The organism is Pedobacter albus, assembly GCF_036324255.1.
In the GTDB taxonomy this organism is placed as follows: domain Bacteria; phylum Bacteroidota; class Bacteroidia; order Sphingobacteriales; family Sphingobacteriaceae; genus Pedobacter; species Pedobacter albus.
This window is the reverse complement of record NZ_JAZDQT010000001.1, coordinates 467,717-494,209: the sequence shown is the minus strand read 5'-3', so window position 1 is coordinate 494,209 and position 26,493 is coordinate 467,717. Positions and strand designations below refer to the sequence as shown.

The following is a 26,493-nucleotide window of genomic DNA, read 5'->3' as shown; positions in this document are numbered from 1 at the left end:
AGGCGATGCAATCAAAAATTATGCTTTATGACGACGCTCGTCAGAAACTGATAATTTTTTTCTTCCTTTTGCACGGCGAGAAGCTAATACTCTTCTACCGTTTGCTGTAGCCATTCTTTCGCGGAAGCCATGTTTGTTTCTTCTCTTTCTTTGCGAAGGTTGGAAAGTTCTTTTCATAACTGTATAATATCTTAACTAAGTTTTTTAAATAAGAGGTGCAAATATAACGCGATTTTTCTACAAATGCAAAAATGATTTCTTTTTATTTTTATCAACAAGCTTATCGGCCTCAAGCCAACTGTCCTTTCGCCTTAAAGGCCCAAAGCCGCTTTCAGTTTTACATAGCCCGTTTTGCTCACCGGCAGCCAGATATCCGATTTGAGCAACACAATGTAGCTGTCTTTCTCTTTCAGTTCTATTTTGGTGACCTGAGCCAGGTTAATGATGTAAGAACGGTGAATGCGGATAAACTGCGCAGGATCTAAAGTCTGCTCGAAAAACCCCATGGTTTTATTCTTATGGAAATTGCCTTCAGAAGTACTGAGCTTTACATAATCGTCGTCAGCCTCGATGTAATGCAATTCGCTAACCGGAATAATCTTGATGACACCAGCGCTTTTTACTACAATGCGGCTGTTTTGTGCAGGCGATAAAGAAGCGGTTTCCAGCAGTTCGTTGCTGCTGTTTTCTTCTTTGGCCAGTTTGCCCGGCAGTTTTTGCATGGCCTGTTCAAAACGGATCTTTTCGATAGGCTTGAGCAGGTAATCAACCGCATTTACTTCAAAAGCCTTGATGGCGTACTCGTCGAAAGCGGTGGTAAAAATAACGGCTGGCGGATTTTCTACCAGTTCCAGCATTTCAAAACCGCTGATCTTTGGCATCTGTACATCCAAAAAGATAAAATCGGGTTTGTGCTGGGTAATTGCTTTCAGGCCTTCAAAGCCATCGCAGCATTCTGCTACCACCTCAATATCGGGATAATCTTTCAAATAATGTTTTACCACATCGCGTGCTAATGCCTCATCGTCAATTAATATCGTTCTTATCATCTTTCTGCGGTATTTTAAGTGTGGTAATATACAAATTATTGTCTTTTGTTTCGGTTTGCAAAAGATTACTGTCGGCAAATAACAAGTACAGCCTGCGCCGTATGGCCGAAAGGCCAAATCCCGTACCCTTGCTGGCCCTCATTTCGGGGTCAAAAGGATTGGCTACGCAAATAACCAAGGCCTTGTTTTCCAGTTTTACTTTAATGGTAATGGTAATGGCGTTCGAGGTATTGTAAAGGCCAAACTTGATGGCATTTTCTACAATAGGTTGCAACAAGGTGCCCGGCAGGCATAAGCCCAGGGTTTCTTCAGCAATTTCCACATCGATGTTTAGGCGATGGCTGAACCGTACTTTTTCAATATCGAGATAAAGCTGGATGTATTCCATTTCGTCGGCTACGTTTACCCAAACCTCGTCGTCGCGTTTTAGGGTGCCACGCAAGAAAGCGGCCAGCTTGGTAATCATGGTGCCGGCTTCGGTTGGATTAACAATGGTAAGCGCATACACCGAATTGAGGCTATTGAACAAAAAGTGGGGCTGCAACTGGTGTCTCAATTTGTTCAGTTCTGCTTCTTTGGCCAAGTTTTGCGCTGCAAGCAGGCGTTCCTGTGTTTCCGACTGTTCTTCTATCCGGTACCACAAAATAATAGACACTGCGCACCAGGTAAGGCACAAAAAGGCAACCAGCGCCCTAAACGGCAAAGAAAAATCCAAAAAACGGAGATAATCCTTCTGTTTGCCAAACAGATAGTGCAAGCCGTATTTGGATAAAAGCACGGCCACCAGGGTAAGTACCGCCGTAAGCAATAGCAAAAACAGCAACCGTTCTTTTTTGGGCTGGTAATAGCCCAGCATATTGCTCAGCACAATACAGCCAATGGCCAATAGTCCATTGCTTACAATGCTATCGGCCAAGGCAATTTGCCAATTAAAATCTAAGGTGAAATAAAGCATGGCTGACCATGCGGCTATCCAGCCTCCCAAGAAAACGCTACAGGCCAGCTTAATTTGCCTAACTGATAATGGAGTAATTGTCACAGGCTGAGTTTTAGGTAAAAGACCCTGTTAATAGTTTCTGATATCCACCCCGCCAAACAACGCGATCCCTCTAATGATCAATGTTTTGTCTACCCCTTCTGCCAAAGGCTGAATGCTTCTTTTATCGTCTAAGCCACCAAATACTGCGGTTACTTCAGATTTAACTCTCCATCCCGGAGGAACAACAATCTTGGTGCCTCCAAAAATCGCGGTTACATCAATGGTTACTTCGCCTTCAAAATCGGCTTGGGTAAGGTTCAGGTCGCAGCCGCCAAACACCGCTACAATTTCGCCGCCTTTAAAGTTTTTAGAGAACACGGCCTGATGGCAGCCTCCAAAAACATTTACCGATTCGAGGTAATCGTTGCTGCTATTTTTTTTTTCTTCTTCCGAGGCCACTATGGGTTCTTCGCCGCTAAACTGATGAGGCTCATTGCCAAATCTCCTGTTCCACCTGTCGCCTCTCCTGTTCCATCGGTCGTTTTTTCTTTTCCACCTTTCGGCATGGTCTTGATAAGTACTTTTTGGCTTAAAGAGAATAAATAGGCCCAGCGCAACAATCAGACAGGGAAATACGATTTTCGAGAAGTTGATGGTATCGCCAAAGGAATTTTCCAAACTGAAATAAGAACCGATCAATATCATGATAAACCAGCCACTGTGCCTAAAGTTGTGCTTAAAGCCAACCAGCAAACCAATCACGATTAAAATGTTGCCCCAGCTAAAAAGCCAGCGTGGTAAATCGAGGCCAACGTTGTCTAGCAGAATGAGAGCGCCTACAACGATGATGATTAATCCTGCCCAAACCTTGCCCGAGCGATTAGTCACATTTGTATTGTTATTATTGTTTTCCATTTGTTTCTTCAATTATTATACACCAAAGGTAGTGCAAGTGCCAATGCCAGCCAATGGCATTCTCCTGTTTGCAGGCCAATTATCGGTAAAAAGCATTAATTAATCGGTAAAATTATTAAAACAATTAAAGTCGCGAAAACCCAATTCAAAAAGGAAGCGGACAATTGCAAATTAGCCAATTTTGCCGACACCACGGCAACAACCTGTGCCAGGCTCCAAATATTAGACGGCAAACGGCCACTGCCTACTTGAGGTATAGCCGACAAATGTTTACTTTAGCACAAAAAAACCAGATGACCAGAAAACACCTTTTACTTGTTGTGGCCTTTATCTTGCCATTGCTGGGCTTTTCGCAAGACCTTTCGAGCCATTACAAAATCTACGATGTTAAAAAGCAAAAGCTCATCAGTATCGATGATATCGTTAATGATTTGGGCAAGGCCGATGTCCTTTTCTTCGGCGAAGAGCACAACGATTCTGTAGGCCATTATTTAGAGGCCGAGATCTTCAAGAAAATCGCACTGGCCTATCCAGGCAAAGCGGCGCTGACCTTGGAAATGTTCCACACCGATGTACAACCGGTCATTAACGAATACCTCAGCGGCATCATCAGCGAGAAGAATTTCATCAAGGAAGGCCGTGCATGGAATAATTATAAAGACTACAGGCCGATGATCGAATGGGCAAAAACCAACAAACTGGATGTAATTGGGGCCAATGGGGCGGCTAGGTACAGCAATGTGGTTACCAAATCGGGATTGGAGGCTTTAAAACAGTTGCCCGAAGGCTCTAAACGCTTTATCGCTCCCTTGCCCATAGACACGGCCACCGGACGCTACTACGACAAGTTTATCGAAACCTTGGGCGGCCATGGCATGGGTGGCATGAAGGTATTCCAAACGCAAAATTTCTGGGATGCCACCATGGCCTGGAGCATAGCCACTTATGCCAAAAACAACAAGGGCAAAAAGATTTTTCAGGTAAATGGCCGTTTTCATAGCGACGAAAAGCTGGGCACCTTGGCCAAACTGAACAAATATGCACCCAAGCTCAAAATCCTGAATATTTCTTCGTTTGCGGCCGACGACTTTAGCCAGCCCAACTGGAACAGCTATAAAGACCTAGGCGATTACATCATCGTAACGGACCCAACGGTGAAGAAAACCTTTTAAAACAAAAAACGTCATCCAGCTTACCTGAATGACGTTTTTTTTGAAGTCTGTAATTCTTATTTGTTTTTCAGCAAATCTCTGATTTCCGATAAAAGCACTTCTTCGTTGCTAGGTGCAGGTGGCGCAGCGGCAACTTTCTCTTCTTCTTTACGCTTCATTGCGTTAATAGCTTTTACCATCATAAAGATAACGAGTGCCAACAGCAGGAAGTTAATAGCCACGGTAATGAAGTTACCATAGGCAAAAATAACAGCCCCTTCTACTTTTCTTGCGTCGGCCAAGGCTGTACCAGCATTTACATTGCCTTTTAACACGTAGTACATATTGCTAAAATCTGGCTTGCCGATAATGGCCGCCACCAAAGGCATAACCAAATCATTTACAACGCTATCAATGATTTTACCAAATGCACCACCGATGATTACACCGACTGCCAAGTCCATTACATTGCCCTTAACAGCAAATTCTTTAAATTCTTTAACAAAGCCCATAAGCAGTTTTTAGATGAACAATCTTGTTTAATTAAGTGAATTAAAAATAGCAAACTTTAACATCAATGCAAGTATTTAAGTTGAAATAATTAACTATTTCTCAAAGAATAGACCGCCCATACTTCAATAATCTAAAGCAAATGCTTATTTTTGGCAACGATTCGTATCCAAACATCAAATATGCTAAAACAACATTTACAGCAAAAGCTATTACAAAAGTTATCACCCCAGCAGATCCAGTTCATTAAACTGCTACAGGTGCCTACTGTTGCTTTAGATACCCGTATTAAAGAAGAATTGGAAGACAATCCGGCGCTGGAAGACCCCAGCCTGATGACGGCCGACGAGCCCAAAAGCGAATATGACGACCTGAACGAAGACAACGACGACTACAACCAGGATTCGGGCGACGACATGGGCAGCGACGAATTTAACGTAGAAGATTACCTTCAAGACGACAATACCAACGATTACAGCACTTCTTACAATAACGGCGACGACGACGAAGACAAAAAAGAAACGCCAATTGCCATTGAAAGCACTTTTTTTGAAAGCCTGCAGGAACAGTTAGACCTTGTACCGCTTTCTGATACCGATTTTATTGTAGGCAAGCAGATTATTGGAAGCCTTGACGACGATGGCTACCTGCGCAGGCCAATTACTTCGATGATTGACGACTTGGCCTTTTCGCAAAACGTGATGGTGGAAGAAGAAGATGTGCTCGAAATGCTTAAGGTAATCCAAAGCTTTGATCCTCCGGGCATTGCGGCCAGAGACCTGCAAGAGTGCCTGTCGCTACAATTGAAACGTAAAGACACCAATAATCCGATCATCAAAAAAGCCATTGCCATTGTTGAACACCATTTGGATGAATTTACGCGCAAGCATTACGACAAACTGGAAAAATCTGTAGGGCTAACCAGCGAAGAACTGAAAGAAGTTGTGGCCGAAATACTGAGGCTCAACCCTAAACCAGGCGATTCGAACCAGGTGACCACCAAACAGTTGCAGATTATTCCCGACTTTCATATTTCCAACAACGACGGTACCTTAATCCTGACCCTCAACTCAAAAAATGCACCCGAACTGAGAGTGAGCCGTTCTTACATGGATATGTTCGAGCATTACGACAAAGCTTCGCAAAAGGACAAAAAAATGAAAGAGGCGGTTCAGTTTGTGAAACAAAAACTCGACTCGGCCAAATGGTTTATCGATGCGATTAAGCAAAGACAGCAAACCTTGCTGAAAACCATGAACGCCATCATGCAATACCAATACGAATATTTTTTAACGGCCGACGAGCGCAAAATGCGTCCGATGATTTTGAAAGACATTGCCGATAAAATAGGCATGGATATTTCGACCGTTTCGAGGGTGGCCAATTCTAAATACGTACAAACCGAGTTTGGCACCTTCCTGCTCAAATCTTTCTTCTCTGAGGCTATCCAAACCGAAACCGGCGAAGAAGTATCGAATAAGGAAGTGAAAAAGATATTGGAAGACTGCATTGGCAACGAAGACAAACGCAGACCTTTGGCCGATGAAAAGCTGACCGAAATCCTGAAGGAAAGAGGCTACAACATTGCCCGCCGAACCGTAGCCAAATACCGTGAGCAAATGAATATTCCGGTAGCCAGGTTGAGAAAAGAGCTTTAGTTCTTTGTTGGATTGTTTAATTGCCTAATTGTTAAATTGTTGCAGGGCTGAATAGCTCAACTTCAACATTGTTGAATTGCTCAATTGTTGAATGAACTGTTAATCGACAACTGTCAACTGCTAATTGCTCGTTGCCAACTGCCACCTGTAAATCCGAAAAAAGCTACCACATCCGCATAGAGCTCATCACCTTGTAAACATTGTTAAGCTGTAGGCCTAGCACGATTTCATGGCTTCCATAACTCACGTTATTAAGTTCAGAAGTTGTAAAATCATAAGAATAAGTGAGGTTTACCAGCCTGCTGATGTTTAAACCGGCCATAGCCGCAAAAGAATCGTTGTGGCGGTAGCTTCCGCCCACCCAAAAGCGATCTTTAAAAGAAACCTTCAAATTCACATCAACCGAAACCGGTGTTGGACTTACATATTTGACCATGAAAGAAGGAATGGCCGAAATCTCTTCGTCTAAGAACAGCTTGTAGCCTGCGGTAAGAAAAGCATGAGGCACTTCCTTGCCACTGTTGTATTTGGGATCGTTGGTAAACGATAATTTTTGAGGCAAAATCTGCTGCGCAGAAACACCGGCAAAAAAACGAGCGCCATAAAGCCAAAGCCCGAGCGATAAATCGGGTTTTACCTGACTCACGATGGTATTGTTGATAGCCGGGTCGTTGGGATTTTCAAAAGTAAGTTGGTTGACATCAAGCCCGATTCGGGTTAAACCGGCAGCCACGCCAGCCGAGAGGTTTAAAGTTCCGGATAGCTGCAAATGATAAGCATAAGTTAAACTGGCGTCGAACCTCGAAATTGGTCCAACCTTATCAAGCACCATCACCACGCCCATACCATGGTGTGCCGGCGAAGCGGTGTAGTTCTGCATGTAGTTGTCGCGCATCGGGTTGTCTTCCTTATCGGGCATAGAAAGCGCATTTTTCCAAAGGTAATCGCTACCGAGGTTCCAGTGTGCTGCCAAAAAGGTAGTTTGCGGGGCATTGTTTATGCCCGACCACTGTTTACGGTAGCCTGCTTTTACGTCCATGTAATTTTCAATGCCACTAAGTGCCGGATTGAGCAGGTAATTGTTAAAAATATACTGGGTATATTGTGGTCGTTGCTGTGCACTTGCCGTTACCGACAGGGCCATTATTATTCCTAAAATACAAATACTTCTTTTCAAAATTACCTAATAATGGTGAGCGCTCCTGTTACACTTTTTCTGCCGTTGTTCGGACTTATCACATAGTAATAAGTTCCTACCGGCAAAGCCTTGTTGTTATAGTTTCCGTCGAATGGTACGGCATATCCTTTGCTAAAATATACTTTTTGTCCGTTTCTGTCAAAAATTTCGACAGTAGCATTGGGATAAGTATCCAAATACTTGATGTTCCATACATCATTAATTCCATCGCCGTTTGGCGAAAAGCTACTGGGTGCCTCTATATTCTGCAGTACATGCACCCAAACTTCGCTGGTTTCGCTGCAGCCTTGGTTCGAAGTAACTGTTAAAGTGTACTTGGTATCGACCTGCGGACTGGCAATTGGGTTCAATACTACATCACTGCTTAAGCCCGTTGACGGCGTCCATTTGTAGCTTAGTCCCGCACCGCTTGCAGTGGCCTTTAATTCTTTTTGTCCTCCGATAAACACGTAAACATCTGGTTCGGTACCTGCTGTTGGTATCGGATAAACCTCAATAACCTGCGTTTTGGAATCAACACATCCATTCGTGGCCGTAAAAGTATAGGTAATGCTGTGCTTCCCTACCCCTGCAATCCGAGGATTGAATTGGCCGTCGGCCATCACCCCATCTCCGCTAAAAACACCCGTACCACTTAAACCCGATGCCTCACTGGCTTCGAGTTGCGTAACTGGCGTATTAAAGCATAGCGGAGCTAAGGTATTAAATGTTACCACGGGAGAAGCCAATAAAACAACTGGCTTGGAGGCCCTATTTGAACAAACACCACCCGAGTAAGCTACCATTTCGAGCATGATGGTTTTGGTTAAGGGCGCTGTAAATGCAGGGTAACTAAAGTCGTATTGTTTGCCTGGCGACGGATTTTCATCTTCGCTATATTTTACGCCATCAATATACCATTCGATCCTAGTAATGCTTCCAAAATCGACAGTAGCTGCATTGGTGGCCGAAAAAGCTTGGTTGCTGCATAAATTACTGCCTACTACAAAATCTGCTTTTGGCGACGAGCCATTTACCACAAAAGGCTTTACCAGGCTTACACTACAGCCATTGCCATTAAAAACAGTTAGCGTAACATTGTAATTGCCAACTGCATTGTATTTGTGCTTGCCGTCTTTTTGTGTCGAGGTGTTTAATATGCCAGAAGTTGGATCGCCAAAGTTCCATAAATAAGTAAGGTTTGTGGTTGTGCCGTCAAAATCCGTCGAATTGTTTGCAAAAGCAGCCTGAGCATCAGCCAAACACACAGCAGGCAATACAAAATCACTAGTGGGCAAAATAGTAACCGTTATTTTTTGGGTATAGGTAGCTGTACATCCTTTATCGCTCTCGGCCACAAGGGTTACCGTGTACTCGCCTGGCGTATCGTATTTGTAATTAAAGGCATTTGTTTTTTGCAAAGTTCCTTTTTGGTCGCCCATATCCCAGGTCCACTTGACAATATTGCCTGAAGTGATGGTCGATTGATCCTTAAAACTCACATCAGTGTTGATACAGGTGGTTAGCCTGGCATCGAACTTGGGCTTAATTTTAGGATAGATCGTGATTTTATTTTCGACAACGTCGGATAAGCAACCATTTTCTGCACCAACAAATAACTTGATGGTAAACACACCGTCTGTTTGATAGGTATGTTTTGGATTTTGTTCGGTAGCAACCGGAGAATTATCCCCGAAATCCCATTGCCACTTGGTAATGCTTTTTTGAGCTACATTTGATATGCTTTTATCCGTAAAGGCGATTTCCTTATCGGCACAGCCCGCTGCAGCCACAGTAAAATCTGCCTTAGGCAATGGATCTATATTTATATTATTAAATAACAATTCAATCTCGCCACTAAAACAGCTTCCCGCACCTTTCGGAAACGAGGCCAATGCCGAGAGCTTGAACTGGCCAACCGTGTCAAATGTTTTATTTACCGGTGCCAAATAGGTATAGAGCGTTTGTCCAGAAACAACACTCTGTGTAGGCGTGGGATTTTGATCATCAAATAAAATGCTACCATCTTCGGCCTTCCATACAATCCTGGTGAGCAGGTAAGGCAAGGTCAATTTAAAATCAGAAGGTTGCCCGATGCAGGCCGAACTCCCTTCGGCATTGGTAACCCTGTTTTTAATGGTCAAAAACTGACTGGTGGCCAGGTTGGTACCTGCAGAATAGGCATAAGATTCGTGGTTACCAAAGCCATAGGCAATGGCATTAAAGCCGTCATCGGCGCTGAGCGTCAGGCTTTGATCAAAGACTTCGATCTGTATGTAAGAATAAGTAGGGTCGTAAGAAAGCGTTTGCCAGTCCTCAGTGGGAATTTTACCATTTACTTTAAATGAGGCCCGGGCATTGGTCTTCATAAAGATATTGATGTATTTATTCCGTATGGCTTCCAAATTTGACGAAAACACCGTGATGTTTTTGATATTGTATTCGATGGGGTTTAAGATCACCATATCTGGGTCGCCCAACAGGTTATCAGTAAATGAAGCTGCGATTTCGTCTTGCGAATAGGTAAATTGGGCTACCGAAATGGGATGGTCGGCCTGAATAATCATCGCATCGTTTGAACGTTCTATTTTATAGACATCACCAAGGTTAATTTGAGCTACAACCACACCATTAACCTTAATCGTAGTATTATCTTCAGAAGGTAAAATCTTAAAAAAAGATGCCCTCTTATAAAAAGGCACTACGCCATAGGTCCTTCCCCAGCTTGCTATTGGATATAATTGTTGCAAAAGCGGATCATATGAACCCATATTTAGGGCCAAGCCAGAGTGGCCCGAGTATACAGCCATGGTTTTGCAAGACGAGGCTGTTTCATCAATCTCTACCAGCGTACCCGTTAAATCAAGGTCAGTAAGCATTTCGTAAACGTCGCCCGCCTTGGGCAAGTCAACTTTCTCTACGGTGGCACTTTGCGGTTTTTTGATATTGATATGGGTATCGTCTTCGGTGGCCACTACCGTTAAAAAAGACATGCCACCTATACCATTTTTCACCGAAGTATTTGGGGCTCCCTGTCCATCAATACTCATGGCATAATACCGCTTGCCATGCGATTCGAGAGGCAAAACCAAATAAGCTTCCGACCTAGCTGTGGCATAGATGTGTGCATAAACAGCTACTTTGGGCTTACCGGCATCAACTACAATATGTATTCCCTTATTGGTCAACACCTTACCAGCATTAATATCGTCTATGTAAGCCAGGTTTCGCGGAATGGCTACCTGGGCAATTGAATTGGCTTTTACCGTAAAGTTGAAGGTCTGCCCTCCTACAATTACTTTCCCCGAACTGTTATCTTTAGAAGAAATAAAGACCACCATATTGGCCAAGCTGTTTCCGCTGGGCACATGCGTAGGAAAAACAGCCCAAAAATCAGTCCCTTCGTTAGAAATATTTTGGGCACTAGCCTTTTTAAACGGACCAAAAAGCAAAAAAAGCAGAACCAAAAGGCAAAAATTCTTCATCCAGGCGTTAACTGTCCCGAAAAAAACAGACAGCGTTTTACAATAATAATAATTTATTTAAAACTAAACGACGGATTTGTTTGTTAAGAAATGTTAAGCAATTTGGCTAGCCTGCAACAAATTAGCTTACGACAACAGATTTTGGCGCGCGATAAATTCCAATTGCCTGTTGGCAACCAATAATTTTTCGGTAAGCTCCCGGTTTTCTTTTCTCAAGGTATAAATTTCGATGGCTTTCTCTATGTTGATGCGCAAGTCTTCCTCCATCCAAGGTTTTTGGATGTAGCGATAAACCTGGCCCTTGTTAATGGCATCGATTACCGCATCAATGTCTGTATAGCCCGTTAAAATCATTCTGATTGGATCGGGGTGTTCCTCTAAAATGGAGGCCAAAAACTCTACACCAGTGGTTTTAGGCATCCGCTGATCGGTTATAATGATATGGATATCTTCTTTATCTAGTATTTTTCTGCCATCTTCAGCAGATTCGGCCGTAAAAATTTTGTACAATCTGCGATAGGTTGCCGCAAAGGCGCTCAGGTTGTGCGGTTCGTCGTCTACGTATAGGATATTTGTGCTCATCGGGATGTTAATAAAAGATAAAAATACTTTTTTATTATAACTCTTAAAAGACTAATTTAGTTGTTTTAACATTTATCCGTATTTTATCATTAACAAGTTACTATTTTACTACCAAAAATGCAGTCTAATACTGGTTTCAACCCATTGCTCTCACAGCTCACCGAACAAACACTAGCCTATCAAAATAGCTATAAACCTGTGTTCTTCAGGCTACTGGATCAAGAGCAAAAAAATGCATTTGAAGTGCTTATTCAAAGCAGGACAAATTTACAAGTTTACGACCATATTAAGGGCCAAGTAGAAGAATTGATCAAATGTTTGCAGCCTACCATTGTTTTTATGCCCCCAAGCGTATTGGCAGATGCCGTAGCTAAACATTTTGGCGGACTTGAACCCGAAGAATTTGGGGTTTGGGTATACTATCCATGGGCCAATAAACTGGTGCATTTATTAGACGAAGCAGATTTCGCCATTGTCCGCACCAACCGCAACAAGCATAAAATTACCGCACAGGAGCAACAAACACTGGCTCAAAAGAAAATTGGGGTAATGGGGCTTTCGGTAGGGCAATCGGTTTCATTGACCCTTGCCATGGAAAGAGGCTTCGGCGAATTACGCATTGCCGATTTCGACGAGCTCGACCTCAGCAACATCAATCGCATCAGAACAGGCGTTTACAATCTCAAAATCAAGAAAACAGTTATTGTTGCGCGCGAAATTGCCGAAATAGACCCCTACCTCAACGTGGTTTGTTTTGAAGAAGGCATTACTGAAGATAATCTCGATAAGTTTTTGACCGAAAATGGCAAACTTGACCTGCTGATTGACGAATGCGATAGTTTCGATATCAAAATCAACGCACGCACCAAGGCCAAGGCTTTGGGCATCCCGGTTTTAATGGAGGGCAGCGACCGCGGCACCATCGATATCGAAAGATTTGACCTTGAGCCTGAAAGACCCGTTTTGCATGGCATGGTAGACCACTTGGACATGAGCAAATACAAAACGCTGACCACGCTCGATGAAAGAGCTCCATACATTACTGCAGTTACCGGCGTAGAAACCTTGTCGCCACGTATGAAAGCTTCGGCTGTTGAGATTATGGGCACCATTTCTACCTGGCCGCAACTAGCCAGTGCAGTTACTTACGGTGGTGGCATTACTGCCGATCTTTCGAGAAAAATATTATTGAACCTGCTGAAAGTATCGGGCCGTTTCTTCCTCGACATGGACGAACTGATCAGCGATCCGAAGCCAGCCGAAACTCAAAGCACCTCTCCCGCCCCGGTATTGCTTGGCGAGAAAGAAATTGAAGAATTTATCAGCGTACACAGATTGGCTTTCGAACCCGGTCAGCAAAATATCAGCGAAGAAGTGCTATTGCAACTGATCGAAGCAGCTAAAAAGGCCCCATCTGGAGGCAATAACCAGCCTTGGCGCTGGCATTACCAAAATGGCCTGTTACACTTGTTTTTAGAAGAGCAGGTTGCCCAGGCCTATTTAGATCCACAGTTTATTTCTTCTTATACCTCTTTGGGGGCCAGCATAGAAAACCTGTTGCTCAAGGCAGCCACCTTAAATTTGGCGGTTAACTGGCAACTTACGCCACAATTGGCGCCAAAACATATTGCCTGGTTTAGTTTTACCGGAGGTTATCAGCCTACGGAGGTAGAAAGAGAATTGGCCAGCCAAATTTCGTTAAGACATACCAATCGGAAAATCAGTCCGAAGCAAGAGCTTGACCAAGATACCTTGGCGCATTTAAGCCGCTTGGTACAACAAACCGAGAACGCCAAGCTGAAATGGATTACCGATCCGGAAATGATCAAAAACCTGGGCATGATTGCTACCCACGCCGATTTGTTAAGGATGTTTATACCCGACGCCCATACTGATTTTATCCAACGTGAAATGCGCTGGAACTTGGACGAGGTCAATGCAACCGAAGATGGCATCGGCATACACACCCTCGATTTGGGCAATAACGACCAAATTGGCATCCGCTTGCTCAAAGACAGAAGGATGATCAACTTTTTGCAGCAGATTAACGGTGGCAGTGGCTTTAAGCGCCTTTCCATGATGCAGTTCATGGCCTCGAGCGCTGTAGGTTTAATTACCATGCCACAGGGTGAAATCAAATCGTTTATTGAAGGAGGCATGGCGGCCGAAAAGCTTTGGCTGGGCGCCACGGGCTTAGACCTTCAGGTACACCCGATTAACGTGCCTTTGATCTTTTTCTATAAAAACTCTGTCGAAAACAGCTTACCTTTGCCAACAGAAAGCAAGGCCCAATTAAGCCAAGCCGAGCAACAGTTTAAGCATATTTTTGGCTTACAGGCAGATGAACAGGCCATATTCATGTTCAGGCTTTTCAAGGCCAGCCCATCGCCAGAAAGAACCATCAGAAAAACAACAGATAAAATATTCTCCATTGGAAGAGCATAGGCCACATATAGATAATTTATATTTCAAGGCCTTTAGGGCTGTTGACGACCGCGCAGCGTGCATGAAATTTATTGAAGGACATACCCATGTTCTCGAGATTTTTGGTATTACCCAAATTACCTCGGCAAAAATAGACTGGGTACTTAATCCGGATGTATTTGTGATTTTGGTTACTGCCGAAGAAGGCGGACGGGCCTTGGCCGGTGGACGTATCCATCAGGCCAACCGGAAAAATCCACTGCCCATTGAAGACGCCGTTGGCTACATGGACGAAAGGATTTACCAAATGGTAGACGAAAGAACAGATGCCGGTACCGGCGAACTTTGCGGCCTTTGGAACTCATGGGACATTGCCGGACTTGGCATCGGTAGCATGCACTTGAGCACCGCCTGCGTAGCTTATGCCGACATGATCAAGCTTGACACTTTGTTTGGTTTATGTGCTCCTGCTACTTACCGTAACTCGATCCGCGGTGGCTTTAGGGTAATTAACGAAATTGGCATTAATGGCAAGTTTTATTATCCGAAAGAAGATTTAACGGCAACTTCTATCTTGATTGACGATGTAAAGAATCTACCTCTTACACACGAACCCGAAAGGAGTATTGCCATGAACATGCGCGCTAATGCCATTACCAAACAAGAAATCCAGTCTAAAACCGGCGAAACAATCACCCTGCATTTCGATTTAACCTTATAGGCTTATGAAAAGAACGGTATACCTGTTATTGTTCCTCCTTCTTACTGTCGGCAATTTCAGGGCAAAGGCCTCCGATGCCGATAAAGGTATTTTACAAAATACTTTCAGTATAGCCTATTACAGAGACGGCACCAACAAAGCCGACCTGAACCAGGTATTGCGCCAAAAGTTTACGGCAACCGATAAAGATGTACTCAACTACGGCTTGGATACGGCCAGCTATTGGATCAAATTCAGTCCAAAAACAGCCAGGCAATTCAGCGGTCAATTGCTGTTTATAGACCAGTCGCGTTTGGCATTGGCCGAACTTTACGTGGTCTATCCTACTGGCGAAGTCAAACTAATTAAACCATTCAGCAGCTTTCCATACGCCAACAATGGCGCAACGTTGGGCAAAATATTCCAGTTGCCTCCCACATTGGCTACTAACGACGAACTTTTCCTCAAGCTCCGTTCCAACGAAACTTTTCTGGCACCCGTAAGCATCATCGACGAAGGCGCGCTACTAGAGAATTTCTCGTTAAGAAGCATCATTTTTGGGTTGTATACAGGCATTATGGTGGTTATGTTCGTATATAACTTGTTTCTGTTTATCATCATCCGAGACAAAAGCTACCTCTACTACATTTTCTACATCTTTTTCACCTGGCTAACCCAAATCTCCATACAAGGCTATTTTGCCAAATATTTTTTCCCCGAAGGAAGCACGGCAAACACCTATTCCGTAGTTCTTTTTTCGAGCATGGCGCTGGTATTTACCAGCTTGTTCACGCTTTCGTTCCTCAACACCAAGGTATTCTCTAAGCTTTGGCACAGGCTCATTGTTATCTATTTTTATTTAACCCTGCTTAACCTGGTTGTACTGTGTACGTTCGGCATTTATGCGGCTTTTCTATTTATGCAGTTCCTTACTATTTCTGGAACGATTTTGGCCTTGGCTGCCGCGAGTTTTGTATACTTCAAAAAGCACTTCAAGCCAGCGGGCTATTACCTGGTGGCCTGGTCGGTGCTACTGGTTGGAGCCATTCTTTTTGTGATGAAAGACTATGGTGCCATTCCTTACAACAACTTTACCATTTACCTGTTGCAGATTTCGTCGGCCATCGAAGTGATGTTGCTCTCGTTTGCCTTGGCCGATAAGATCAACTTCTTTAAAAAGGAAAACGAAGTAGCCCAGGCCCAGGCCCTGAATGCCTCGTTAGAAAATCAAAAGCTCATCCGTGAGCAAAACATCGTCTTGGAAAAGAAGGTAAAAGAAAGAACGGAAGAACTCGAAAATGCCAACGATACCCTCAACGTAACCCTAACCAACTTAAAGGATACGCAATCGCAACTGGTTGATGCCGAAAAAATGGCTGCACTGGGTCAGTTAACGGCCGGTATTGCCCACGAAATCAACAACCCGATCAACTTTGTTACCTCCAACATCAAGCCTTTGGAGCTCGACATCAACGATTTGAAGGAAATTATTACGAAATACGAAAACATTGACTTCGATAAAGATGTTAAAGAACAGGTTGAGGAAATTGAAGCTTTCAAGAAACAGATCGATATCGATTTTGTGAACAATGAAATTTCGTCGCTCCTTTCGGGCATTAGCGAAGGTGCCAAACGTACGGCCGAAATCATCCGTAGCCTCCGCAATTTCAGTCGCGTTGACGAAACAGACATGAAGCCAATCGACCTGAACGAGGGACTTCAATCGACCTTGGTACTGGTAAGAAACAGTTTGCCAGATAACCTTACGGTAATCAAAGAATATGGCAATTTGCCGAAAGTAGACTGCCTGCCTGGCAAAATCAACCAAGTTTTTATGAATTTGGTAACCAACGCCATACAGGCCATAAAAACCAAAGCAGAACAGAGAGCAGAAGAATTCTTGACCATCAGAACCTGGTACGAAGACCAGCAAGTAAAGATCAGCATCAAGGATTCGGGCATCGGGATGACCGAAGAAGTGAAACACCGCATCTTCGAACCTTTCTTTACCACCAAAGATATTGGCGAAGGCACTGGCCTTGGTCTTTCTATCGTATTCAGTATCATTGAGAAACACAAAGGTCACATAGAAGTTATATCTAAACCCAATGAAGGTACAGAATTTATTATTACCTTAAATGTAAATCCATAAACCAGCTGCAAAAATGAAGTCTCCGAGTGTAAGAGTTTTATACATTGACGATGAAGAAAATAACTTACAGGCCTTCAAGGCAAGTTTCAGAAGACAGTACGAGATTTATACCGCTATTTCTGCAGCTGAAGGATTAAAGATACTTCAAAGTGTGGCTGTGCATGTAATTATTGCCGACCAGAAAATGCCCAATACCACTGGGGTTGAGTTTTTCAAAAGCATTACAGACACCTTTCCAGATCCGGTACGCATTCTCTTAACCGGTTATACAGATATTGAGGCTTTGGCCGATGCCATTAACCATGGCGATATTTACAGGTACATTACCAAGCCATGGAACGACCTCGAGCTGCACAACTCCATCAAGAATGCCTACGATGCTTACAAGGCCAAAATTGACCTGCGCAACAAAATGGCCGAATTGGAGAAAACAAACGACGAGCTTAACCGTTTTATCTATAGCATTTCGCACGAACTGAGGGCACCTTTGGTTTCGGTAATCGGCATTGTTAACCTGGTAAAAATGGAAGGACTTTACAACTCGAGTGGCGAGTATTGGAGCCTGATCGAAACTTGCTCAAACAAGCTCGACTATTATATCCAAAAAACGTTGCAATACTACAAAAACAATAAAACCGTTACCGATATTAACGAGGTCGACTTTAAAAAGCTGATCAAGGAACTGATCGAAGTGTATGCTTACACCGATAAGGATACGCAATTTATCGTTCAGGTAGATCAGCCCGTTAGCTTTCGTGGCGACCTGTTTAGGATAGAAGTAATATTAGGCAACCTGATTTCGAATGCCATTAAATACCAAAGGGCGGCCGAACTCAACAAAAAAGTGAATATTGATGTAGAAGTAACTCCGGAGGCCGTTCAAATTAACATTACCGATAATGGAATGGGCATTTTAAACGAACATCTCGAGAAAATTTTTACCCAGTTTTTTAAAGGCAAAGTACACCATGGCAGCGGTATGGGCTTATTTATCGTTAAAGAAGCACTCAACAAAATTGACGGCCGGATTTCGGTAAATTCCGACGTCAACCGCGGTACTACATTTAAAATCGTTATTCCAAATGTCAAATAAACCCAAAAGAGTAATGATGATCGATGATAATGAGATTGATTTAAAAATCAATTCCAAATTGATCAATATTACACATTTATTTGAAGATATCATCATCTGTAACTCGGCAGAAGCTGGTTTGGAATACCTGCGCAAACATTTGCAGGACCAGCAACAGTTGCCGGAATTTATTTTATTGGACATCCAAATGCCCGATATGGATGGTTTTGATTTTTTGGAAGAATTTAAACGTTTCCCCAAATCATTTACCGATACCTGCCCGGTAGCCATGCTTTCCTCTACCCTCGATTTTGGCGATATCCAAAAAGCCGAAGCCAACCCTTATGTTATTAAACTGCTGAAAAAACCACTTTTGCCAACCGAATTGGCCAAACTCATCTAACAACCTACAGCTTTTAATCTCCCCAAACCTTTAGCCTTTTGTATTGTTTTTATGGGGGCGTAACCAAAAGCATTTGTTATGGAATACAACGAAAATATAGCCGGTTTGGGCAAAAACCACGACCAAGAAGCAAAGCTCCATGATTTGGCTAAAAAACAAAGCGAGGCAAAACCAGCTGCAGAAAATTTAGATGGTCAGCCATACAGCATTAACAAAAAACAAATAAGCAATTCGGCCAAAACCAATAAACAAGTCCACGAACAAGCTCAGGATTATGCCAAAAAAGAGCATCAAAAGGCCGACAAATGGGAAGATACTTCAGGTGCCGAACACTGAAAGTCTAAATAAGATACTCAATCTTTAGCCAGCCATTCCTTAAATCGCTTTGCGCGATCCTTGCTTACGGTTACCTGGTTTTCGTAATGTACATGGAGTGTCAATTCTAATTTGCCAAAAGAACGGGCAGTAATTTTCTTGATTACTTCCTTATTCACGATCTGTTTGCGGTTAACCTGGAAAAAGTCGTAACCGCTAAGCAAAGCGTTGATTTCCTTTAAAGAAAGGTTCAGGATATAGCTTTCTCCACTACGCATCACCATCCAATTAACCTGATAAACCTGAGCGATAATGGCTATTTGGACAACCTTGATAGACAATTGCCCCCCTTTATGGTTAATCAGTACCCTCTTGTCTTTTGACAATAATTCTTTTTGTTGCAAATAATTCCGCTTCATTGCCCAAGCTTGGTTATTAAAATAAACCAATAGATAAAATCCGTTGATAATCGCCAAATAAAGCACTACAATAGGCAATTCAAATATAAAATACCCCCTATCCACGATATTTTCTCCAAAAAACCAAAAATAAAAAGCGGTAAACCCAATAATAAGAACTGTTGGAAACAACAGGCCCAGCAACAACTGCCAAGTTACACGCCCTAAGCTATTGTTGGCCAATTTTGGGTGTGTGTCTAAAAAAGCAGAGAGTTTAGCTATGCCAAATGCAATTCCATAAGATAGAAACAGGGTATAAATCAGCGCAATCCAATAATACCTGTTTTGCAGGCGATGATATAAAGAATCCCTTGCCCTTATGGAAATAAGAAAGTGAGAGGAATAAGGAACTAAGATCACATAAAACAATAGAGACAAATACCGTTGGCCATTAATTTTGGTTCGCATAGGTATGTTTTTCTTGAAATAGGCAATAGAAAGCTAAGGGATTTTTTTCATAAATCAAAAGTTTGGTTCAACCGTAAAACAATCTTCCTCACCTAAACCAACCGCCTCATTGGCAGTTTTCACCGTCTCGTTAAAAAACTGCTTCCATAGTTTGCAAAAGCATATTTTCCCAGTTTAGTTTTGGGTATCGAATTCACCTAACCGATTAACGCCATGAAAAAACTACCCTTTAACGCGGCGTCCATACAGCTCTTGCAAACAGAACTGTATGCGCTAAAAGACAACCTGCTTGCCATGGAAGCAACAGCAGCCATTACTGACTTCAGGAATTGGATGAGAAGCAAGTTTGAATTCAGCCCGAACCAGACCCGATACTTAGAACAGATGGGATCTGACTTTATCAATTACGCCGCAGGCCGAGTCGGTTTTGCGCTGATTAATCGTTTGCCTATTTATTTTAACAGCCCCAATTTCGAAGGTCAGGAATATGGTGCCGAAAAAATAATCAGAGGCTCCGACAAAACCTACTTTTCGTCAGACAATGTGGCGAAGGGCTCTTTGAGCTTCGACGTAAGCTATAAATTACCAGTACTGTGTTAACCAATTCGAAAATGAGGATTTCATCTACCTATGAAAAACAAATTATCCAATTGGCAGCTTTGGCCTTTATCTTTCTTTGGTGCTATACATTGGCTACAAAACTGATAGATATCAAAAGCTTCAAATGGTCAATGTTTAACCAGCCATTGCCACATGCTTTAGCTGTTGCCCTGCTTTTTCTGTTGCCATTTTTTGAGCTGGTAGCCACAGCGTTGCTGGTTGCTGTCCGCACCAGGTTATATGGGTTTTACCTTTCCTTTTCATTGATGCTGTTGTTTACGGGCTACATTGGATTGGTAATAACCAAGGTATTCGGCACTGTACCTTGTTCTTGCGGTGGCCTGCTCGAAAACACCAGCTGGAGCGAACACTTTTACTTCAATCTTTTCTGGTTAACGCTCTCTATTTTGGCCATTGTACTTATCAAGAAAGGAGGTAAGAAAAAACACAACATTTATAGTTGAAACTTCAGTCCCCAGCTTATTTATCAATCAAAAAACTTAAACATTATGAAAAACTACAAAATCAGTGCATTGGTGTGCATTGCCGCACTTGCACTCGCTTTTACGCAAAGCGCTTTTAAAGCTCCTAAATCTGCCTACTATGGCAAAGTAATGCATTCTCCAACTACCTGGGATTGGGAACCCATCGCCAATCTTGAGCGGGTCGAAGAAGGTGAACTCGGACCCAATACCTACAAATGCAGCTATAGCGATGAGCAAACCTGCACCGCTATATTTAGCAGTGCTCCTTCTTCAAACGATCCAGAAAGTACGGTAGCAACCTTGGGGGTTTTCGAATTTAATAGATAGCAACAGTACAAAACCTGAACCGAATAGGGTTTTGTGCCTAAGTCTTAACATTAGGTTTCATATCGAAAAATGAGACTTTCGTATAAGATTTATATGCTTCTATATAAAACATTTAAATAATCCGGACGATTTAATCAACTTTGGGTGCTAAGTCATTTTACCCCTCATCTAAATTAAAACAGACGCTCTTGTCGGATAATTTATTTGGAACTCGGCCCAAGTTGTGCGCTTGGGCCGGGTTATTTTAGACCAAAGCTCCTTGCTTACTTCACACCCACAAAAAAGCCCTGACAGTTAGGCCAGAGCTTATTCGTTTATAACCAAAAAGTAGGTCTAAAATGGAGGCAGTACAGGTTTAGTACCCATAATTTTTTCGATGCTCTCCATTACCTTATCGGTTAAAAGAGGAACGACCTCTAAAACAGTTAAATTCTCTTTCAATTGCGCAGGTTTAGAAGCACCCAAAATCATCGTACTTACATTTGGGTTTTTAAGACACCAGGCCAAAGCCAATTTAGCCACGGGAAGGTTCATCTTTTCGGCTAGTTTTTTAAGCGCTTCAACCTTTTTCAGTTTCTCGGTTGCCATTACCCTATCTTTTAGCCATTCTAGTCCGCTTAGCGCTAAGCGCGTGTCTTTTACATCGCCACTCGAATACTTACCCGAAAGCAGTCCAGAAGCCAATGGCGACCAAATGGTAGTACCCAGACCATGCTCCTTAAACAGATGCAGGTATTCGTTTTCAAGCTTTTGACGCTCAAACAAATTATATTGGGGCTGTTCCATAGTTGGTCCAATCAAATGATATTGTTTGGCTACGCTGATAGCTTCCATAATCTCTGATGCGCTCCACTCTGAAGTACCCCAGTAAAGTATTTTGCCTTGTTGCAAAAGCGTATTCATGGCCCATACCGTTTCTTCTATTGGCGTTTGTTTATCTGGCCTGTGGCAGAAATACAAATCGAGGTAATCTACCTGCAGTCTGCTCAAGGCTGCGTTGCAGGCCTCAATTACGTGTTTTCGCGATAAGCCCATCCGGTTTGGACCTTTATGTTCGGCACCAAAAAATACCTTGCTTGATACCACAAAAGATTCGCGGTCCCATTTTTGGGATTTGAGGATTTTACCCATTACGATTTCCGATTTACCTTCGGCATAGCCTTCTGCATTGTCAAAAAAATTGACACCGGCATCATAGGCAATCCCCATCAGTTCGTCGGCAGTTTTGTCGCTGATCTGGTTGCCAAAAGTTAGCCAGCTTCCAAAAGAAAGCGCACTGACCTGTAAACCCGATTTTCCTAAACGTCTATATTCCATATGCTGTTTTTTATGTTGAATTAATACTCCAAATTAAGATTAATCTTACAACATCGGAGGCCCAAACTAAGTTTTTACAAAACTCAAACGCATATTTTGTCCTACAATATCTTTACCTTTAGTGTTCAAACAAAACCAAAATCAATGAAAAGAATATTCCTGCTTCCATTAGCCTTATTAATGAGCTGTGGCTCAGTTAAAACGCAACAAGGGAATGATAAAACAAGTACGCAACTGCTAAAAGACGTGGAAGTGCTTTCTTCTGACGCCTACGAAGGCCGCAAAACCGGAACCAAAGGTGCCGAAATGGCCAGAACCTATATAACCGGCCGTTTGAAGGAAATCGGGATTAAACCATACCCTGGCCAAAGCAGCTATGAGCAGGCTTTCGAAATCAAAGGTCGCAACGGAGGCGCTGCTATACAGGGCAAAAACCTGATTGCCTATATTCAGGGCAAGACCGATAACGTTATTGTAATTTCGGCGCATTACGACCATGTAGGTATCATCAAAAACGAAATCTACAACGGCGCCGATGATAATGCCTCTGGTGTTGCCGGACTTTTGCAGTTCGCCAAATACTTTTCAAAGAACAAACCTAACAACACGCTTATCTTTGCCGTTTTCGATGGCGAGGAAATGGGGCTTCAGGGCGCTAAGGCTTTTGTAGCCAATCCACCAGTTGCGCTCGAAAAAATAAAGCTCAACATTAACATGGACATGATCAGCCATAACGACAAACAAGAGCTTTATGCTACAGGTACGTTTAAATATCCACAGCTTAAGCCCTTCCTGGTTTCTAGCAATCCGAACCTTAAATTACTTTTGGGCCACGACGACCCTAAATTGGGCCACGACGATTGGACCAACCAAAGCGACCAAGGCGCTTTTAATGCCAAGAACATTCCTTTTATCTATTTTGGCGTAGAAGACCATAAAGACTATCATAAAGCTACTGACGAGTACCAGAATATCAACAAGCAGTTCTTTATTGATGCAGCCAATACCATCCAAGAGGTTATCATCAACATTGATAAGCAAAGAGACATTCAGGCCATTTTTAGGGAAAGCCTTCAAATGAAAAAGCAATAATATTTTTCATCCTACAAAAAAGCCCGTTTCATTTCTGGAACGGGCTTTTTCTTTAAAAGTCGATATCGATTACCGATTTGATCGGAATGTGGATGTTGTTTTTAAGCTGGATATATTTTTCGGTAACAGACCATACCGTTGTATTTACTCTTTTGGGTCCGTCAACCGTATTGAATTCAATGGTTGCTTTAGCCTTGAATTCATTTCCCAACCGTTGTGCAGCCGTTAGGCGATTGGTCAATTCTTCAGAAAGTGCAGTTTGGGCAGGTACGATTTTGGATACATCAATTGTTTCCTTTTCTATCAATTCGCTAGTCATAGTGTATTCGTGTTTTGTGTATAACAAGCTTAATTATTTTTTGCTAATTAGGCAAAAAACCAACACGAATTTTTATAAACTAAATGTAAAATAAAAGTTAGCAACAAATAAAAAAGACCGCTATTTGCGGTCTTTTTAAGGTTATTTCTTTAAGGTATGCTTGGTTTCTATCATCCCTACAAACTCGTTTCCATCAACCAGGGGCCTCATCGGGCTCAGGCTCTGGGCACTTACTTTTTGTCCTTGGATAGACATCGAGATATTGGCCTTGGCCGTAACAGTTACGCTAGGTGCGATTGAGTTAAGCGCTTTGGCCAGGTAATTCTCTTTTGGATCGCCAAAATTACGCAACGGATCGTCATAAGTATCTACGATGTCTGGCGTAAAGCCATCAAAATAATCACCTTGGCCCAACGAATTCTTGCTTTGGAACAAAGAAAAATAAACATCATATCTGTTTTCGATAGTTACAGGGAAAAAGCCCACCGGTTTGCCATAGGTTTTGGTACCTACCAAAGTTACGGTCATGTAAGGCTTAAGCGAGTTGATGACCAATTCACTGGCAGAAGCGGTGTTGCCCGAAACGATGAAAACTATGTTTTTCACATTTTGCAAAGGCCCTGTTTTGTTGAATTTCTCTGTATTGTTGGCTACGGTATACGATACATTGGCATAAGTAACAATCTTACCGTTTTGGTATTGCACTTTTCCGTTGCCATCAAGCAAAGGCTGATTAGATAATATTGTAGCCTGTCCGCTTTGCATCAAGCTGTTGTAATACTCGGCAAACATCATTTGTCCGTTTGCGCTCGAAGGCGCAATCTGGTCGATCAGGTATTGGGCTGTATTGACATAGCCACCACCGTTGTACCTCAAATCGATAACCAAATCGGTTACTCCGTTAGTATTGAAGTTACTGAACGCCGCATCGAAAGCAGCTTGAGAGTTAGCCATGCTCGAGAAACGTGCATAAGCCAGGTATCCAACTTTCTTGCTTCCGGCAGTAAATACCTTTGTCGCATAAATCGGACTGCTTTTATAAACGGCCTTGGTTAAAGAAACCGTAAATGCAGCGCCTGCTACGCCATCCACATATTTTGTACCCTCTAAGGTAATGGTAGTGCCGTTAAATGCCGTATTGATAAAATCTACATCAGAGGCAAAACTTGAACCGATGGAACGTCCATTGATTTTGGTCACGCGGTCGCTTCTTACCATTCCCGCTTTATCCGCTGGCGAATTTTGGTAAACAGCGGTAATGAAAAGCGCGAAAGCATCTGTTGACGAGCTTGTGCCATAAGCGCCCAATTTTACGCCCAGGTCATTGCCGTTTCCTTCCAAATCGACCGAACTTTTCTCGGTTTGTACAAAGGCTGTAGGATTTTTGGTGGTGATATCCTGAATATAAGAATATTTCGAAGAACCAGAGCTAGAACTAGCTTCATAAGGTTTTCCGGTACTCGGGTTAATTTTAAGCTGGGTAATGGCATACAGTTCGCTGTTATAGTTAGCTAAATCTGAAGAGCCAGAAGTATATTTACGCGGATTGAATACCTCGTAAGTAGGCAGCGCATCGCTCCATAAGTAAATTTGTTTGGCGTAGAGAAAAATAGAGTCGCGCGTCAGGTCTGCCCTCGATACGGTTGGCGTAACTGGCGGCTGTTCTGGCGTTGGCGTGACAGGTGTTGGTGTAGGCGTTACCTTGGTTTTTTTACAAGAAGATGCAAATATCACGGCAAGCAAAGCCAAAATGAAGAGTGGTTTGAGTTTCATTTTAAATAAGTTAATCGAGTACTAATTAACGGATTTTTTTTTACAATAGTTTTGTTACATCAAAATATTCTATCTCGAGAACCGCCGCAAACTGTTCATCTCTTTTGTTTGCGCCTATGATTGCCATATCATCTATAGACAGCCCATTTTGCTCGCTTAGGAAATTGATGCTCGCCGGCGAAGGCTTCGATTCAAATTCTGCTGTAAAATATAACTTCAGGTATTGCTCCAGACCGTTCCACTCCACCTGTTTGATTTTATTGATCTCTTCAGCAGGATTGCCATCGGCCAGAATGAAAATCTGTTTTCTCTCCACCACGATTTCCTGCATAAAAGCCAAAACCTGTTTGTAAAGCAGCAACTTTAAGGGAAGTCTTGCATTTTCGTGCAAAAGGTCAAAATTATGCCTGTACTTGCTGTCAATACTAAATTGCGTAGCCGTTTTATCAAAAATAGCCTCGGCACCGTTGCTTAGGTATTCGTTTTGCATGAAAGCAATCATAGCTCCAGAATCAAGCTGTTCGGTATAGGCCATAAATTCTGAAAACAGGTAGTAAACCTGCAACAGGTAGTCTTTTTTGGGATAAAGCACGTCGTCGAGGCCAAAAACAAAAGCCTTTTTGTGTTGGAGAAGAGTTTCAAATGCCATAACCTGAATTAAATGGTAATTAAGAAGGGTTGACCGCTAGCCCAAGTAAACGCCCCGTTAAGATTGTTTTGTTGTGTTTGCCAAACCGGATTGTCGGTAGAGGCATACAAAAGTTTGCCAGAGTCGTAAACCGCCCAGTCGTTTAATTTAGGGGTTTGGCTTTCGTTAAAGTAAAGTTGCAACGCTTCGTCGTCGGGCAACAAAATTTGTATGCCAAATTCGCTAAACAATACTTTGGCTTTCGCGAGCGCAATTATTTCAAAGCTGTAAAGTGGCAAAACCGTAGTGATGCCCTCGTCTAAGCAAATATTTAGGATGTTGTGCGCAACAATTTCTTCGTTTTTTTTGCCCAGGCTGATCATTTGGTAGGCTGCTGATTTGAGCATGGGCACCGTTCCGTAATCGGCCAATACTGCTTCCCTATTTTCGAATGCCTTGAGCAGTTTCAATGCGGCAATGGCCGTGCCGCCGGTAATTAATAATTTCAAATTCT

At 42.7% G+C, this 26,493-nt stretch carries 26 protein-coding genes; 12 read left to right on the top strand and 14 right to left on the bottom strand.

Annotated features, from left to right (window positions below; genetic code table 11):
* Window positions 1–18: 18 nt before the first annotated feature.
* From rpmH to VRU48_RS02030, 4 genes are all read right to left on the bottom strand, one after another.
* Complete coding sequence (gene rpmH, locus VRU48_RS02045; RefSeq protein WP_008241331.1) at window positions 19–177, bottom strand: 50S ribosomal protein L34; 159 nt, start codon at window positions 175–177, stop codon at window positions 19–21.
* A gap of 134 nt (window positions 178–311) precedes the next feature.
* Entirely contained in the window at window positions 312–1,049 is a 738-nt protein-coding gene (locus VRU48_RS02040; RefSeq protein WP_330106268.1) for a LytR/AlgR family response regulator transcription factor, read from the bottom strand.
* On the bottom strand, window positions 1,027–2,088 hold the full coding sequence (locus VRU48_RS02035) for a sensor histidine kinase (protein ID WP_330106267.1): 1,062 nt from the start codon (window positions 2,086–2,088) through the stop codon (window positions 1,027–1,029). The genes VRU48_RS02040 and VRU48_RS02035 overlap by 23 nt, the downstream gene beginning before the upstream one ends.
* Window positions 2,089–2,115: 27 nt before the next feature.
* The gene (locus VRU48_RS02030; RefSeq protein ID WP_330106266.1) at window positions 2,116–2,943 is read right to left on the bottom strand and encodes a LiaF transmembrane domain-containing protein; all 828 of its coding nucleotides are present in this window, start codon (window positions 2,941–2,943) and stop codon (window positions 2,116–2,118) included.
* A gap of 293 nt (window positions 2,944–3,236) precedes the next feature.
* On the opposite strand from VRU48_RS02030, the gene VRU48_RS02025 reads away from it, so the two are divergent.
* On the top strand, window positions 3,237–4,115 hold the full coding sequence (locus VRU48_RS02025) for a ChaN family lipoprotein (protein ID WP_330106265.1): 879 nt from the start codon (window positions 3,237–3,239) through the stop codon (window positions 4,113–4,115).
* A 56-nt stretch (window positions 4,116–4,171) separates the two neighbouring features.
* Here VRU48_RS02025 and mscL read toward each other — a convergent pair whose 3' ends face one another.
* Entirely contained in the window at window positions 4,172–4,606 is a 435-nt protein-coding gene (mscL, locus tag VRU48_RS02020) for a large conductance mechanosensitive channel protein MscL (RefSeq protein ID WP_330106264.1), read from the bottom strand.
* Window positions 4,607–4,786: 180 nt separating this feature from the next.
* Between mscL and rpoN the strand changes: the two genes are divergently transcribed.
* Window positions 4,787–6,262, top strand: a complete 1,476-nt coding sequence (gene rpoN, locus VRU48_RS02015; protein WP_330106263.1) for an RNA polymerase factor sigma-54 — start codon at window positions 4,787–4,789, stop codon at window positions 6,260–6,262.
* 163 nt (window positions 6,263–6,425) lie between these two features.
* Here rpoN and VRU48_RS02010 read toward each other — a convergent pair whose 3' ends face one another.
* The 3 genes from VRU48_RS02010 to VRU48_RS02000 all read right to left on the bottom strand — a co-directional run bounded on the left by VRU48_RS02010 (window position 6,426) and on the right by VRU48_RS02000 (window position 11,506).
* Entirely contained in the window at window positions 6,426–7,439 is a 1,014-nt protein-coding gene (locus VRU48_RS02010) for a PorP/SprF family type IX secretion system membrane protein (protein ID WP_330106262.1), read from the bottom strand.
* 2 nt (window positions 7,440–7,441) lie between these two features.
* Window positions 7,442–10,924 carry a PKD domain-containing protein gene (locus VRU48_RS02005; RefSeq protein ID WP_330106261.1) on the bottom strand — a complete coding sequence of 1,161 codons (3,483 nt, stop codon included), beginning with the start codon at window positions 10,922–10,924 and terminating at the stop codon, window positions 7,442–7,444.
* 126 nt (window positions 10,925–11,050) lie between these two features.
* Window positions 11,051–11,506 carry a response regulator gene (locus VRU48_RS02000; protein ID WP_199141872.1) on the bottom strand — a complete coding sequence of 152 codons (456 nt, stop codon included), beginning with the start codon at window positions 11,504–11,506 and terminating at the stop codon, window positions 11,051–11,053.
* A gap of 117 nt (window positions 11,507–11,623) precedes the next feature.
* On the opposite strand from VRU48_RS02000, the gene VRU48_RS01995 reads away from it, so the two are divergent.
* The 6 genes from VRU48_RS01995 to VRU48_RS01970 all read left to right on the top strand — a co-directional run bounded on the left by VRU48_RS01995 (window position 11,624) and on the right by VRU48_RS01970 (window position 18,593).
* Entirely contained in the window at window positions 11,624–13,951 is a 2,328-nt protein-coding gene (locus VRU48_RS01995) for an Rv1355c family protein (protein ID WP_330106260.1), read from the top strand.
* Window positions 13,938–14,651, top strand: coding sequence for a hypothetical protein (locus VRU48_RS01990; protein WP_330106259.1), 714 nt, complete (start codon window positions 13,938–13,940; stop codon window positions 14,649–14,651). Before VRU48_RS01995 ends, VRU48_RS01990 begins: the two co-directional genes overlap by 14 nt.
* Before the next feature lie 4 nt (window positions 14,652–14,655).
* On the top strand, window positions 14,656–16,782 hold the full coding sequence (locus tag VRU48_RS01985) for a sensor histidine kinase (RefSeq protein ID WP_330106258.1): 2,127 nt from the start codon (window positions 14,656–14,658) through the stop codon (window positions 16,780–16,782).
* 13 nt (window positions 16,783–16,795) lie between these two features.
* Entirely contained in the window at window positions 16,796–17,875 is a 1,080-nt protein-coding gene (locus VRU48_RS01980) for a hybrid sensor histidine kinase/response regulator (protein WP_330106257.1), read from the top strand.
* Window positions 17,865–18,257: a response regulator gene (locus VRU48_RS01975; RefSeq protein ID WP_330106256.1), complete on the top strand. Its 393-nt coding sequence runs from the start codon at window positions 17,865–17,867 to the stop codon at window positions 18,255–18,257. Before VRU48_RS01980 ends, VRU48_RS01975 begins: the two co-directional genes overlap by 11 nt.
* A 78-nt stretch (window positions 18,258–18,335) precedes the next feature.
* The gene (locus VRU48_RS01970) at window positions 18,336–18,593 is read left to right on the top strand and encodes a hypothetical protein (protein WP_330106255.1); all 258 of its coding nucleotides are present in this window, start codon (window positions 18,336–18,338) and stop codon (window positions 18,591–18,593) included.
* A gap of 17 nt (window positions 18,594–18,610) precedes the next feature.
* On the opposite strand, the gene VRU48_RS01965 is transcribed toward VRU48_RS01970, so the two are convergent.
* Window positions 18,611–18,991 (bottom strand): LytTR family DNA-binding domain-containing protein, encoded by a 381-nt coding sequence (locus VRU48_RS01965; RefSeq protein WP_330106254.1) that lies wholly within the window; start codon window positions 18,989–18,991, stop codon window positions 18,611–18,613.
* Between the two features lie 660 nt (window positions 18,992–19,651).
* On the opposite strand from VRU48_RS01965, the gene VRU48_RS01960 reads away from it, so the two are divergent.
* Genes VRU48_RS01960 through VRU48_RS01950 form a run of 3 tightly spaced genes read left to right on the top strand, consistent with a single transcriptional unit; the run spans window position 19,652 to window position 20,850 of the window.
* Window positions 19,652–20,038 carry a hypothetical protein gene (locus VRU48_RS01960; protein WP_330106253.1) on the top strand — a complete coding sequence of 129 codons (387 nt, stop codon included), beginning with the start codon at window positions 19,652–19,654 and terminating at the stop codon, window positions 20,036–20,038.
* Between the two features lie 11 nt (window positions 20,039–20,049).
* A complete protein-coding gene (locus VRU48_RS01955; RefSeq protein WP_330106252.1) occupies window positions 20,050–20,502 on the top strand; it encodes a MauE/DoxX family redox-associated membrane protein in 453 nt (150 codons plus the stop codon).
* A 45-nt stretch (window positions 20,503–20,547) separates the two neighbouring features.
* The gene (locus VRU48_RS01950; RefSeq protein ID WP_330106251.1) at window positions 20,548–20,850 is read left to right on the top strand and encodes a hypothetical protein; all 303 of its coding nucleotides are present in this window, start codon (window positions 20,548–20,550) and stop codon (window positions 20,848–20,850) included.
* A 333-nt stretch (window positions 20,851–21,183) separates the two neighbouring features.
* On the opposite strand, the gene VRU48_RS01945 is transcribed toward VRU48_RS01950, so the two are convergent.
* Window positions 21,184–22,167, bottom strand: coding sequence for a potassium channel beta subunit family protein (locus VRU48_RS01945; protein WP_330106250.1), 984 nt, complete (start codon window positions 22,165–22,167; stop codon window positions 21,184–21,186).
* A 144-nt stretch (window positions 22,168–22,311) separates the two neighbouring features.
* Between VRU48_RS01945 and VRU48_RS01940 the strand changes: the two genes are divergently transcribed.
* The gene (locus VRU48_RS01940) at window positions 22,312–23,259 is read left to right on the top strand and encodes a M28 family peptidase (RefSeq protein ID WP_330106249.1); all 948 of its coding nucleotides are present in this window, start codon (window positions 22,312–22,314) and stop codon (window positions 23,257–23,259) included.
* Window positions 23,260–23,311: 52 nt separating this feature from the next.
* Here VRU48_RS01940 and VRU48_RS01935 read toward each other — a convergent pair whose 3' ends face one another.
* From VRU48_RS01935 to VRU48_RS01920, 4 genes are all read right to left on the bottom strand, one after another.
* Window positions 23,312–23,578: a hypothetical protein gene (locus tag VRU48_RS01935; RefSeq protein ID WP_330106248.1), complete on the bottom strand. Its 267-nt coding sequence runs from the start codon at window positions 23,576–23,578 to the stop codon at window positions 23,312–23,314.
* 141 nt (window positions 23,579–23,719) lie between these two features.
* Entirely contained in the window at window positions 23,720–25,351 is a 1,632-nt protein-coding gene (locus VRU48_RS01930; protein ID WP_330106247.1) for a S41 family peptidase, read from the bottom strand.
* Window positions 25,352–25,391: 40 nt separating this feature from the next.
* Window positions 25,392–26,000, bottom strand: coding sequence for an HAD hydrolase-like protein (locus tag VRU48_RS01925; RefSeq protein WP_330106246.1), 609 nt, complete (start codon window positions 25,998–26,000; stop codon window positions 25,392–25,394).
* Window positions 26,001–26,008: 8 nt separating this feature from the next.
* The gene (locus tag VRU48_RS01920) at window positions 26,009–26,488 is read right to left on the bottom strand and encodes an ATP-grasp domain-containing protein (protein WP_330106245.1); all 480 of its coding nucleotides are present in this window, start codon (window positions 26,486–26,488) and stop codon (window positions 26,009–26,011) included.
* Window positions 26,489–26,493: the final 5 nt, after the last annotated feature.

What these genes read in the sequence shown, in the direction of transcription:
- rpmH (WP_008241331.1), bottom strand. Translation starts at nt 177, where the DNA reads ATGAAAAGAACTTTCCAACCTTCGCAAAGAAAGAGAAGAAACAAACAT.
- VRU48_RS02040 (WP_330106268.1), bottom strand. Translation starts at nt 1,049, where the DNA reads ATGATAAGAACGATATTAATTGACGATGAGGCATTAGCACGCGATGTG.
- VRU48_RS02030 (WP_330106266.1), bottom strand. Translation starts at nt 2,943, where the DNA reads ATGGAAAACAATAATAACAATACAAATGTGACTAATCGCTCGGGCAAG.
- VRU48_RS02025 (WP_330106265.1), top strand. Translation starts at nt 3,237, where the DNA reads ATGACCAGAAAACACCTTTTACTTGTTGTGGCCTTTATCTTGCCATTG.
- mscL (WP_330106264.1), bottom strand. Translation starts at nt 4,606, where the DNA reads ATGGGCTTTGTTAAAGAATTTAAAGAATTTGCTGTTAAGGGCAATGTA.
- rpoN (WP_330106263.1), top strand. Translation starts at nt 4,787, where the DNA reads ATGCTAAAACAACATTTACAGCAAAAGCTATTACAAAAGTTATCACCC.
- VRU48_RS02005 (WP_330106261.1), bottom strand. Translation starts at nt 10,924, where the DNA reads ATGAAGAATTTTTGCCTTTTGGTTCTGCTTTTTTTGCTTTTTGGTCCG.
- VRU48_RS02000 (WP_199141872.1), bottom strand. Translation starts at nt 11,506, where the DNA reads ATGAGCACAAATATCCTATACGTAGACGACGAACCGCACAACCTGAGC.
- VRU48_RS01995 (WP_330106260.1), top strand. Translation starts at nt 11,624, where the DNA reads ATGCAGTCTAATACTGGTTTCAACCCATTGCTCTCACAGCTCACCGAA.
- VRU48_RS01985 (WP_330106258.1), top strand. Translation starts at nt 14,656, where the DNA reads ATGAAAAGAACGGTATACCTGTTATTGTTCCTCCTTCTTACTGTCGGC.
- VRU48_RS01980 (WP_330106257.1), top strand. Translation starts at nt 16,796, where the DNA reads ATGAAGTCTCCGAGTGTAAGAGTTTTATACATTGACGATGAAGAAAAT.
- VRU48_RS01975 (WP_330106256.1), top strand. Translation starts at nt 17,865, where the DNA reads ATGTCAAATAAACCCAAAAGAGTAATGATGATCGATGATAATGAGATT.
- VRU48_RS01970 (WP_330106255.1), top strand. Translation starts at nt 18,336, where the DNA reads ATGGAATACAACGAAAATATAGCCGGTTTGGGCAAAAACCACGACCAA.
- VRU48_RS01965 (WP_330106254.1), bottom strand. Translation starts at nt 18,991, where the DNA reads ATGAAGCGGAATTATTTGCAACAAAAAGAATTATTGTCAAAAGACAAG.
- VRU48_RS01960 (WP_330106253.1), top strand. Translation starts at nt 19,652, where the DNA reads ATGAAAAAACTACCCTTTAACGCGGCGTCCATACAGCTCTTGCAAACA.
- VRU48_RS01955 (WP_330106252.1), top strand. Translation starts at nt 20,050, where the DNA reads ATGAGGATTTCATCTACCTATGAAAAACAAATTATCCAATTGGCAGCT.
- VRU48_RS01950 (WP_330106251.1), top strand. Translation starts at nt 20,548, where the DNA reads ATGAAAAACTACAAAATCAGTGCATTGGTGTGCATTGCCGCACTTGCA.
- VRU48_RS01945 (WP_330106250.1), bottom strand. Translation starts at nt 22,167, where the DNA reads ATGGAATATAGACGTTTAGGAAAATCGGGTTTACAGGTCAGTGCGCTT.
- VRU48_RS01940 (WP_330106249.1), top strand. Translation starts at nt 22,312, where the DNA reads ATGAAAAGAATATTCCTGCTTCCATTAGCCTTATTAATGAGCTGTGGC.
- VRU48_RS01935 (WP_330106248.1), bottom strand. Translation starts at nt 23,578, where the DNA reads ATGACTAGCGAATTGATAGAAAAGGAAACAATTGATGTATCCAAAATC.
- VRU48_RS01930 (WP_330106247.1), bottom strand. Translation starts at nt 25,351, where the DNA reads ATGAAACTCAAACCACTCTTCATTTTGGCTTTGCTTGCCGTGATATTT.
- VRU48_RS01925 (WP_330106246.1), bottom strand. Translation starts at nt 26,000, where the DNA reads ATGGCATTTGAAACTCTTCTCCAACACAAAAAGGCTTTTGTTTTTGGC.